The following is a 10,680-nucleotide window of genomic DNA, read 5'->3' on the forward strand; positions in this document are numbered from 1 at the left end:
GTCAGGCTCGGTTTGTGTCGTTGCGACCCAGAGTCCAGCCCTGGGCTTGTTCGTAGCTCCGCCACAGCCCGGCATACACGCCGTTCGCGGTGACCAAGTCATCGTGACGCCCCTGTTCGACCATTTGGCCCCGGTCCAGAACCACGATCTGGTCGGCGTCGCGGATGGTTGAAAGGCGGTGGGCGATGATGATGACCGTGCGGCCGCGCATGAGATTGGCCAGGGCCGTGATGATGGCGGCCTCGTTTTCCGGGTCGGCAAAAGCCGTGGCTTCGTCCAGGACCACCACCGGGCAGTTCTGCAGAATGGCCCGGGCAATGGTGATGCGCTGGCGCTGCCCCCCGGACAGCCGCACCCCCCGATCTCCGGCCAGGGTATGGTAACCTTGGGGCAGGGCCGCGATGAAGTCATGAGCCTGGGCCGCCCGCGTCGCGTTTTCGACCTCAGTGTCCGTGGCCTCGGGTCGGCCCATGCGGATATTGGCGGCGATGGTGTCGTTGAAGAGGAAGGTGTCCTGGAAGACAAAGGACACGTGGCGCATCAAATCCTCGGGCCGGATGTCGCGTACGTCGGCGTCGCCGATCCGCACCGAGCCGTCGGCCACGTCCCAGAAACGCGGAATGAGTCGGGCTACCGTGGTCTTGCCCGCGCCGCTCGGTCCGACCAGAGCCGTGATGGATCCTGCGGGGACGTGAAAGCTGACACCATCCAGGGCATTGTCAGCCCGCCCCTCGTAAGCGAATCGGACCTGCTCAAAGGATACGGACGCGTCGCGCGGTTTCCGGCGGCCCATGGACACAGGCAGCATGGGCACGGCCTGCAGTTCCTGGATGCGCAGGGCGCTGGCGCTGGCCTTGCGGATGAAATGGTTGATCCACATGAGCGGCATGAGCGATTCGGCCATGCCCGTGCCCAGGAGCAGGGCCGCGGCCCAGTCGGGAAAGTCGAGGCTGCCGCCCGTGAAGAGCAACATGCCGCCCAGAGTCAGGGCCAACAGGGTCGGCAGAGGACCGAGGATGAGGATGCTGATCTTGGCGCTGACCGCCGAAACCTCCAGCCATTTGGCCAGGACGTCCCGGAATCCGTCCAGGGCCTTCTGGTAGCGCCCGAAAGACGTAGCGCCGTCGTCAAAGGTCCGGACCACGGGCATGGCCTGGACAAATTCGATGACCGCGTTGTTGATGCGTTCGCGCTCGTCGTCGTAGCGGCGCTGTAGTTCCACGTGGTCGCGCATGGCCAGACGCATGGTCAGAATTCCGAGCCCCAGGAGCCCAAGGGCCAGCAGGGCCAGGCGCCAGTCTATGAAGAGCATCAGGGCCAATGTGGCCAGGGGAGTGGCCACGCAGCGGCCGATCATGGGGGTGGTGTCGGCCACAAAGGCGTGCAGACTTTTGACGTCATCCTGCATGACCTTGGTCAGGGCTCCGGTCCCGATCTGGAGCAGATAGCCCAGAGGTACGCGAGCCATTCGTTCGGCCAGGTCTGTTCGCAGGATGGTTTCCAGGTGAAAGGCAGCCATGTGAGATAGGGTAAAGGCCTGATTGCGCAGGAAGAAGCTGGCTCCAGTCAGCAGGACGGCCAGCACGGCCCATGACCAGGGCCTGGGATCAGGGCCGAGTAGCTGGGCGATGACCACGGCCAGCACGGCTACTGCGGCCAGGCCGGACACTGCGCCCAGTGCGGCCAGGCCCATGGCTAGATGAATGCGTTGCTGCACCGGCCGCATCAGGGCCCAAATGCCGCGTTTGGGCGCGGGCTGGGCCGATTCGTAATGGCTGGCGCACGTGTCGCAGGTGGATGTGTTCATGCAGGACCTCCGGGAATTTGGTTCCAGGAGACCATGGAAGATCAGTGGCGGATTTTCCACCCCGGGAGGGAGAAAGAGTGCCGCGATCGGGAAAGAAGGGGCACCCCGTGCCCCTGACTTTTATGCTCTCGGCAGGTAGGAGGACGGCAGGCGGCCGTGGTGGCGTTTGAAGGCCGTGCTGAAATGGCTGGGGTTGGAGTAGCCCACGGCCAGGGCGGCCTGTAGAATGGAGGCCTGTCCTGATTCGATCAGTTCCAGGGCATTTTCCATTCGCAATGCACGCACGAATTCGCCGATGGACTGACCGGTACGGCGGCGGAATCCGGCCTTGAGATAGCATTCGTTCAGGCCCACGCGGCGGGCAAGAGTCGCTATGGTCGGCGGGTCAGACCACTCCGTCTTAAGGATGTCGACGGCGTCGTCGATGGCCGGATTCGCGCGGGGCATGGCCAGGGTCTGAAGCGGGTAATCGAAGGCCAGAAATTGGGTCAAGAGGTCCAGGGCCAATGATTCAAAATGCAGGCGTCCGCAGATCGTGTCTCGCTTCGAGGCCAGGATTCGGGCAGCGGCCTGGACCAGCGGGGCGGTTTGGTCGGCGCAGCGGGATAACGGATGCATGCCCAGGCCGCTCAGGTCGCAGGCGGAAGCGTTGCCGCGCAAAATCATTTCCAGGCTCCGGCTCATACCGCAGTGGGCGTCGCCTAGCCAGGCTTCGATCATGGGACGGGGTAATTCGATGGACAAGCCCCGGATGACGCGGTGCGATGGCTGGCTGTAGCGCAGGCACTCGGCAAAATTGCGGCACAACCAGAGTTCGCCGCCACGGATGGTTTCTCGTCGGTTAGTTTCCGGGATAATGACCTCGAATTCACCGGTCATCATGAGGTTGAAGCAGACGGTTTCCCTGGCTGTGTGATGGCCGCCTTCGATGGTTCGAAAGAGCTCGTAGTCGCACATGCCCACTCCCAGGCCCTGGTTGATCTGGAGCATCTCTGTCCAGCCGTTGCCGGTTTCGGAGGCCAGTTCCAGGCGCAGACGGGCAGCGTGAGGACCGGACGATGGAGGCGTTTCGATAAAAAAACCTTCTGAAAGATAGTAACGCCTGTAAAATTCCACGATGGATGGATTTGAATGAGAAGTCGTTCCTGCGCAAGGGTCAAGGTTGTACATGGGCAAACCTGCATTGGTTGGGGTATGACGGACTTTTTTGGACATTCACAGAGTTCGCGCTTGGCTGATCGTATCTGTTCGCTGGTCGGAATATGAGTGTCACACAAGTTAGATACTATGCGCAAAATTAGTCTTGTCTAACGTTCGCGGCCATAAAATTGCCGATGAAAGCCAGGGTTTGGCGTGGCCAGTCACTTGAGGCCCGGCAGGGCGAGCATGGTTGCGGTGAGGCGAGGTTGAGCTGCTTCGGCGTAAAAGAAAAGGCCCGCCCTTCGGATACCGAAGAACGGGCCAGGGAGGAGAAAAAGAGGCTAGGGCATGGGCTTGGCCTGGACCCAGATCACGGCGTCCTGGGACAGTTCCTTGTCCTTGTATTTGTCAACGGGGCCTGCCCCCAGGGCTGCAAATCCCCACCAGCCGGCCTTGGGCAGGGCGTAGACGAATACGCCGTTGGCGTCGGCCTTGATGGTCTGCACGGCCAGACTGTCATGCGGAGCTTCGATCGCGGCTTTTTCGCCGAATTTGTTGGCCTTCATGTCGGGCTCGTGGTTCAGGAATTCGACCTCGATCTCGGCAAAGGGCACGGGCTCGCCGCCGCCTTTGACGATGCCTCGGAATACGTTGCCGGCCCACAGGCCGTAGGGCTTGTCCAAGGGGACGATTTCGGCCGGCAGACCCAGTTCGGCGTCCCAATCCGTGGGCGCGCCGGCGGCGTTGACCACGACCTTGGTGAACTGCTGGATGTAGGCGTCTTCGTTGGCCTCGAAGTACGGGGCCGGAGTCAGGGCGAAGACCCAGTCGCCCATGCCGCGCAGGGCGTGGGACGTTTCAAAGGCCTTGCCTTCGTTGGTCAGGCTCTTCCAGGTGATGGGTTTCAGGGTGGAGGTCAGGTCCTTGGTCTCACCCTTGTGCAGTACCTCGAACTTCAGGGGCTGCTCCATGTCCATGGTGTGTCCGGCTTCAAAGGGGTGGGTAAAAACCATCTTCAGGGGCAGGTCACCGCCTTTCTCCAGTGCCGATTCCGGGGTGTAGACCATCTGAAAATGGGCCAGGGCCGGGGAAGCGAAGGCGAAGATGGCCAGCAAGGCAGATAGGACGAGGCTTTTCTTTTTCATGGTTACTCCTTGCGGGGATTAGTGGATTTGGGAACCGGGGATGACGATCTGATGCCCTTCACCGGCATCGAACTTGACACTGTAATCGCCGGCGGGCTTCTTGAATGTGAACTCCGAGGTTTCGCTCATCTTGCCGGATTCGATGGCGGCCTGGGCAGCGTCAAAAACCGTGATGCCCACGCCCGCAGCGGAGGAACCGTCCGAGAATCCGCCTTCGCAAGTCACGGTGCCGTCGCCATTATCCCAGCAGGAGCACAAGGGCGTATGGGCCGAAGCCGAAACTGCGCCGATAAGCAGCAGGGCGAAGATGAAGGGAATGATTTTTTTGGTCATGACAACTCCTTTATTATAAATGGTTTGCATTCCGGGTCAGGGGTGACCCGGATCAGGTTCAAGTGGTGGATTTGGGAGCATGGCCGCGCCCACGGCCAGAGCCAGGGCCAGTCCGTAAAAGGCTATCATCGCCTGCAGGCCGGTGAGACCAAGGAGATTGCCCCCGGTGAAGACAAGTACGGCCACCGCGATGCCAAGGGCGATCTGGCCTCCCAGGGAAAAAAGCATGTACCCCCATGATCCGCTTTGCAGTTTGATGGTGACAAGGGTGGCCAGGCAGGGCGGGTAGAGCACCATGAACAGCATGAGCGCCAGGGCATGCAGGGACGTGAAGCCCGATTCGGTTGCCTTCATCGACGCGGACAGGTCGCTGTTCGGAGCATCGGCGTCTTGCTGGTACAGAGCGCCAAGGGTGGCCACGGTGTTTTCCTTGGCGGCCAGGGCCGAGAGCAGGGCCACGTTGATGCGCCAGGTGAATCCGGCCCACTGGGTCACGGGTTCCATGGCCTGGCCGATGCGTCCAAGGAAACTGGAGTCTATGCGCGCCTTTTGCACGTCCATACGGATCAGTTTGCGTTCTCGCAGCAGGCCGCGCAGGCCCCGGCTGATCTTGCCGTATTCCTCGGCGGGCTGGCCCTTGACCATGGTCAGGTACACGGCGCTGCGTTCCTCGAAGCGCTGGTCGACCCTGGCTGCGTCCTCCGCCGAAGCCGCCCTGATCTTGGCCTGCTTATAGGCGGCCTCGAATTCGAGCAGTTCCGGGATTTCGTCCTGCCTGAAAGTGTCCTGCAGAGGGGATTTCTCCACTATCCGCATGAAGGCGGTTTGGGCCTGATCGCCCCTGGTTTCGAATTCACGCATGGATTCTTCCCCGACCCCGGGAAAGCGCAGTAGAGCGAAAACAATGACGGCCACGGCCGCGACGACGGAGGTGATCTTCTTGACGAAGAGCCAGACCTTTTGCAGCGCGGGGCGCAGCACACCACCGACGGTGGGCAGGTGATAGTCCGGCATCTCCATGATGAAGGGAGCGCTCTCCTGTTTTTTCAGGACGGTAAGCGTCAGCAGCTTGGCCACAGGCAGGGCCATGAGCAGGCTGATGGTGGAAATGAAAAACATGGCCAGGGCCTGATGCTGGGCGAAATAGGCGCCGATGAGCAGGATGTAGAGGGGAACCTTGGCCAGGCAGTTGAGCATGGGGATGATCAGGATTGTGGCCAGCCTTGCACGGTGGTCGGGCACGGCCTTGGTGGACATGACCGCCGGGACGGCGCAGCCGCCTACATAGACTCCGCCCAGGACCAGGGGCAGCGTTGCCTGTCCGTGCAGGCCGAAGCGCTGTAACAGCCTGTCCAGGATGAAGGCCATGCGAGGCATGTAGCCGCTGTCCTCCAGAATGGCGATGAGGGTGAACAGTATCAGGAAAATGGGGATGTAGTTGAGCAGGGCGTTGACGCTGTCCACGACCCACAAGCCCAGGGCGCGCACCATGGGGTCGTCGATGAAACCGGATGCTGGCAGGGCCAGACCGCACAGTTCCTTGAACTTGGCCAGGATGGGCCATGTGTAGTTGGTCAGGTTGTAGCCCTGCACGATGGAGAGTTGGTAGAGCAGATAGATGATTCCCAACAGAATGCAGGGGCCGAGCAACTTGTGACAGACTACTGCGTCTATTCTGTTGGTCATGCTCCGTGAAGAAAAGGAGTGCTTCTGACAGGAGGACACGATCTCGTCGGCCAGCTTGTAGCGGCATGAGGCAAGGTGCCGGGACACCGATTCGCCGGTCTCTTCCTCGAATTCCTGTGCGAGTCTTCCGGCCATGTCGACGAGGCGGTCGCCATTGTGGATGTTGACGCGGACATGTTCCAGGGCAAATTCGTCTTTTTCCAGAAGTTTGATGCGCAGCCAGCGGTGGGGCAGTGCCGGATTTGCAGACTCGCGGCGCATCCAGTTTTCGAGAGCCTGGATCTTTTCCTCCAGCGGCCCATAATCTACCTGTCTGGGATGCCTGGCGGCCTTGGATTCGGCAATGACCGCCTTCATGAGCAGACTTTTTCCCTCGCCCCGGGCCGCGGCCACGGGAACCACGCGAATGTTCAGTCGCTCCTCCATGAGGTGCAGGTCGAACTCCACTCCGTCCTTTTTGGCCTTGTCCATCATGTTCAGGGCCAGAATCACGGGCCGGTCCATCTCCATGAGCTGCAGGGTCAGGGCCAGGCTGCGCCGCAGGGTCGATACGTCGGCCACGTTGATGCAGACATCGGGCTTTTCTTCGAGCAGAAAGTTGCGAGCAACCCTCTCCTCCAGTGAGTAGGAAGTCAGGCTGTACGTTCCGGGCAGGTCCACCAGGTTGACCCGGACACCTTCGACGCTGAATCGGCCAGTCTTCTTCTCCACGGTGACACCGGGATAGTTGGCCACGTGCTGGTGCGCGCCGGTGAGCATGTTGAACACGGTGGATTTGCCGCAGTTGGGCTGGCCTGCCAGCGCCACGAGTCGTGTTTGAACCGTCACTTGAGCTGAACCTCCACGAAGCTGGCTTCTTCGTGGCGAAGACTCAATAGCATACCCCCAATCTCGACTTCCATGGGGTCCTCCAGAGGGGCGTTGCGCAGCACCTTGATCGACGCCCCCGGAAAGATGCCCAGGTCCAGCAGGCGTTGGCCAAGCCTGTCAGTGGCGTACAGATTCGTGATCGTGCATGAGTTGCCTGGAATGAGATCGCTGAGGACCATGTCGTCGTCTCCTGGAGATCGTTGGTTGCGTATGTATCAAGCTCTGCTTGCCGGTTGCTGGCAGAGCGCAATTCGTCATTGTAAATGATTAAGCAGCAAACTTTTTCCGTGGGCGAAAATGATGAGCAAATCACAACAATTTATTTTTATTGGTCAAATAAATTTAGACAGGTGTGTTTTTTAGATAAGCAGGTAGAAATGTCTAACTCTTGAGGCCATAAAATTAACGGTAGAAGCCAGAGATGCCGTTAGCGGCCATGCAAAAAAGACTTTCAGCCTGATTTTCTGGCCTGCGATGGCTTGAGCCCGAAATGTTCGACAAAGGTTTTGGAAAAATGGCTGAGGTTGGAGTACCCCACTTCCAGCGCCGTCTCTGTTACGCTCCGGCCTTCGTCGCGCAGCAGGCGCATGGCCATCTCCATGCGCAGCAGCCGCAGGTAGGCGTATGGCGGCATGCCGCAGGCCATTGGGAAAACCTGCTTGAGTTTGGAGAGGCTCATACCTACCTGGCTGGCCAACGATTCGAGGTCGGGTGGATTTTCCATGTTCGCCTCAAGAATGGATTTGGCCCTGTCCACAGCGCGCAGGGTCTCGGAGGGAATTTGCGCGCTGACATCCTGTCCGCCGGAATGCGTGAAATGCCAGACCATCTCCAGGGTCTTGGACAGAACCAGCGGAGCCGAGCCCTGCTCGCCCGTGCTGATGGTCTCGCGCAGTCCGGCAAGGGCCTGGCGGATGGAGCTGGTCATGGGCCGGTGGACGTGCATGGGGCGTCCATTGATCATGGCCGCCTGCAGGTCGTGGCCCAGGGGGGTGTCACCGATCAGTCTTTGCAGGTCCTTGGCTGGGCAAACGATTTCGAGCAGTTGCACCTGCTGTTCCCTCATACATTTGTTGCACAGGCATTTCCCGGGCTCGTATTGCAACAGGCAGTTGCCTTGGGGGATACATAGCTCGTCATTGTTTCCGGCACCCGTGACGCTGACCCGCAGGTCACCATTGAGGCATATGGCCATCCAGCAGGTGTTCATGTCCTTTGTCGGGAGGATTTCGTCTTCCGCTTCCGTGGCAAGATCACGGAAAGATACCCGGAACCCTTCGAAAAACCATTTGTTTTCGGTTGGCTGTGTGTCGTCCTGGGTGTTCTGAATGGTGGTCTTTTTTTGCATTTGCTTGCTCGTCTCGCTTGGTCCGGGGATTGGATGATACGGAAAATAAAATTAGACATGTTGAATAATTTACGACGCCTCCTATTCCAGATTCAGTTCTGCTGGCAAGTAGGTTCTTGTCAAAATTGAATTTTTTTTTGGAGTAAAATTTACTTGATCCTGGAAGTAAGTCTGACAATTATCTGTAATCAAATGAAATAATTAAGCTGGCCATACCTGTAGTCTGTTGCAGGGGGGGCTCGCCATGGCGTTTTGAGATTATATTCAAGCTCAGTTGGCTTTTGAGGCGGGTCTTTTGTCGGAATATGAATTAGGCAAGTCTTATCGTTAAGTTAGAAAAAACTAGGATATTAAGTAGTTATTGATTATAAGCATTGTTGTTATGAACTTTTTGTGATGACTGACGGGAAAAAAAAGTCAACACAATAACTTTGAGCGTTAGTTTTTTTTAAGCGTTTTTTTGGTCCTATAGTTCCTTTTCCGCCATTTTTTTTCCTGTTTGTGTGTTGGAGTTCTTCTTGGCTCGGCACGTGTGCTTAAGAATGTGCTCGGATCCGTTGGTCTCTCCATCATGACCAAAATCACGGGACTGGTTCTTTCGGCCATGGCAGCTCAGATTGTCTTCGCCGGAATAGTCAACTTTTTAGGCTAGTATTTCGCTTTGTGAATCGGCATGGAATAATGACCCACCCCGGCAAGCCCTTCAAGGTCTTCCGACTGAACGACTTTGAGGGGGGCAAGGAGATGCTGACGGTGGAGACTATACGCAAGATCAAGCTGGCCCGTGGTCGAGACGGCAAGACGATTCGGCAGATAGTCAAGGACTTCAATCTGAGCCGGAATACGGTTCGAAAGGTCCTCGGATCCGAGGCGACCAGGTTTGAATACCACCCCACGGTCCAGCCCATGCCGAGGATGGACCGGTTTACGGAGTGGATTGCCCGGCAATGGAGCGCAAGAATATTTCTGCTCAACCCGGCTTGATCATGTGCGTGGCAAGTATAATCTTGTCGAGATTTTCATCGCAGATAGGTTTGCACAAGCTGATCCATGGCACCGTCTTCCCGCATGCGGCGAATTTCCGTGTTGAATCGCTGCAAGACATCGGTCATGTTCTGGGATTTGGGAAAGCTCAGATAGGTTCTGTTCACGGTCAGCGGGGTGCCCAGCTCCATGATCTGGCCGTCGGGGTCGACGTCTGCGCGGATGAGATCCCAGGTTTCGGGGGCGGCAAGCGCGGCGTCGACCCGGCCGAGCAGGAGACGATGAAAATTACTGCGGTCGTCGCTGAGCTGAACCGTTTCAAACCAGCCCGCAGCCACAGCCTCATCAAATCCGTCGCCATAGGTCCAGCCGCGCATGACCCCGATTCGTTTCCCGCGCAAGTCCTTCATTTCACGAAATGGGAAACGCTTGGTTTTCATCATGTAGACCATCAAGCGCTCTTCATAGATGGGTGTGGAGTAATCATACTTCCATAGCCGTTGCTGATTCAAGTATAAGCCACCTATGCCCCACTTTCCTTCATCTGCTCCTGCCTGGGCTCTCTTCCATGGTAGTGGTATGAGGGTAACAGGTTCGTTCATCCGCCAGAAGGCCTTGGCAATGATCGCTGGGTACAGTCCGGTGGCATTGCCCTCGTGTTCATACATGAATGGCGGATTGGCCCGGTCAAAGGTGATAATTATGCCGGAAAAGGCTCGCGAACCTGTCAGGGTGACCAGCCCGGCCAGGCAGACAATCATCATGGGCAGCGAAAGCGAAAAGTTGTTTTTGCCTGCCATGGGGCCTCCCTGCATACGGTTGCGCGGCGGCTGCCCGCCGCGCCGATGGGTGTAGCTATTTGAGATTGTCCACTGCCAATTTTTCCAAGGTTCAGTCAGCCTTCATGGCCGCCAGAGTTTCATTGAACCTGGCCAGCAAGTCTGTTTTGCCGGCGGATTTGTTGAAGATGAAATATGTGTTGTTCTCGGCCATGGGCGTGGTCATGGCGATCACGCCGAGCAGTGGCCAGATGAGCCTTGTAAGCTTCGTTTGCTGCCACAAAGTTTCATGCATTTCCTCCGCGAAGAATTATTTACTTATGAATTATATACTAAGTACGGTAAAGATTAATGAACAGTCCTGCTCAGAAAAAGTTGCAAAAAAAGTAATACATTTCTATTAGCGAACAGATTCTGGCATATGCAAGAAGAAAGGTGGCGTCGGGGAAAATGTCATAAATTAGAAGAGGCCCGGGGGTGTATAATATTTTGTCCTGAATCCGTGAAAAAGTTGCATTGAATATACAGTTTTGAAACATTTTGCACTTGAAATAAATCAATGATATCGGTATATTGAACTTGCTTTTC

At 57.4% G+C, this 10,680-nt stretch carries 11 protein-coding genes; 2 read left to right on the forward strand and 9 right to left on the reverse strand.

What is annotated here, in order from left to right:
- Nucleotide 1 precedes the first annotated feature (1 nt).
- The 7 genes from H4684_RS14425 to H4684_RS14455 form a co-directional block, all read right to left on the reverse strand.
- Complete coding sequence (locus H4684_RS14425; RefSeq protein ID WP_192624278.1) at nt 2-1,807, reverse strand: ABC transporter ATP-binding protein; 1,806 nt, start codon at nt 1,805-1,807, stop codon at nt 2-4.
- 120 nt (nt 1,808-1,927) lie between these two features.
- Nucleotides 1,928-2,977 (reverse strand): helix-turn-helix transcriptional regulator, encoded by a 1,050-nt coding sequence (locus H4684_RS14430; protein WP_192624279.1) that lies wholly within the window; start codon nt 2,975-2,977, stop codon nt 1,928-1,930.
- A 311-nt stretch (nt 2,978-3,288) separates the two neighbouring features.
- Nucleotides 3,289-4,092 (reverse strand): DUF4198 domain-containing protein, encoded by an 804-nt coding sequence (locus H4684_RS14435; protein WP_192624280.1) that lies wholly within the window; start codon nt 4,090-4,092, stop codon nt 3,289-3,291.
- Nucleotides 4,093-4,110: 18 nt separating this feature from the next.
- Nucleotides 4,111-4,425: a hypothetical protein gene (locus H4684_RS14440; protein ID WP_192624281.1), complete on the reverse strand. Its 315-nt coding sequence runs from the start codon at nt 4,423-4,425 to the stop codon at nt 4,111-4,113.
- Nucleotides 4,426-4,461: 36 nt separating this feature from the next.
- A complete protein-coding gene (gene feoB / locus H4684_RS14445) occupies nt 4,462-6,939 on the reverse strand; it encodes a ferrous iron transport protein B (protein ID WP_192624282.1) in 2,478 nt (825 codons plus the stop codon).
- Nucleotides 6,936-7,160: a FeoA family protein gene (locus H4684_RS14450; RefSeq protein ID WP_192624283.1), complete on the reverse strand. Its 225-nt coding sequence runs from the start codon at nt 7,158-7,160 to the stop codon at nt 6,936-6,938. Before H4684_RS14450 ends, feoB begins: the two co-directional genes overlap by 4 nt.
- A 272-nt stretch (nt 7,161-7,432) precedes the next feature.
- Nucleotides 7,433-8,329: an AraC family transcriptional regulator gene (locus H4684_RS14455; RefSeq protein ID WP_192624284.1), complete on the reverse strand. Its 897-nt coding sequence runs from the start codon at nt 8,327-8,329 to the stop codon at nt 7,433-7,435.
- Between the two features lie 499 nt (nt 8,330-8,828).
- Here H4684_RS14455 and H4684_RS14460 point away from each other — a divergent pair, with 499 nt between their 5' ends.
- Together H4684_RS14460 and H4684_RS14465 are read left to right on the forward strand one after the other, a co-directional pair.
- On the forward strand, nt 8,829-8,981 hold the full coding sequence (locus H4684_RS14460) for a MarC family protein (RefSeq protein WP_225940452.1): 153 nt from the start codon (nt 8,829-8,831) through the stop codon (nt 8,979-8,981).
- Nucleotides 8,982-9,010: 29 nt separating this feature from the next.
- Nucleotides 9,011-9,313 carry a hypothetical protein gene (locus H4684_RS14465; protein ID WP_192624285.1) on the forward strand — a complete coding sequence of 101 codons (303 nt, stop codon included), beginning with the start codon at nt 9,011-9,013 and terminating at the stop codon, nt 9,311-9,313.
- 35 nt (nt 9,314-9,348) lie between these two features.
- On the opposite strand, the gene H4684_RS14470 is transcribed toward H4684_RS14465, so the two are convergent.
- Both H4684_RS14470 and H4684_RS14475 read right to left on the reverse strand, forming a co-directional pair.
- Nucleotides 9,349-10,113 (reverse strand): substrate-binding periplasmic protein, encoded by a 765-nt coding sequence (locus H4684_RS14470; RefSeq protein WP_192624286.1) that lies wholly within the window; start codon nt 10,111-10,113, stop codon nt 9,349-9,351.
- Between the two features lie 91 nt (nt 10,114-10,204).
- On the reverse strand, nt 10,205-10,387 hold the full coding sequence (locus tag H4684_RS14475; protein ID WP_192624287.1) for a hypothetical protein: 183 nt from the start codon (nt 10,385-10,387) through the stop codon (nt 10,205-10,207).
- Nucleotides 10,388-10,680: the final 293 nt, after the last annotated feature.

Origin of the sequence: Desulfomicrobium macestii, from assembly GCF_014873765.1 — a bacterium.
GTDB lineage: Bacteria > Desulfobacterota > Desulfovibrionia > Desulfovibrionales > Desulfomicrobiaceae > Desulfomicrobium > Desulfomicrobium macestii.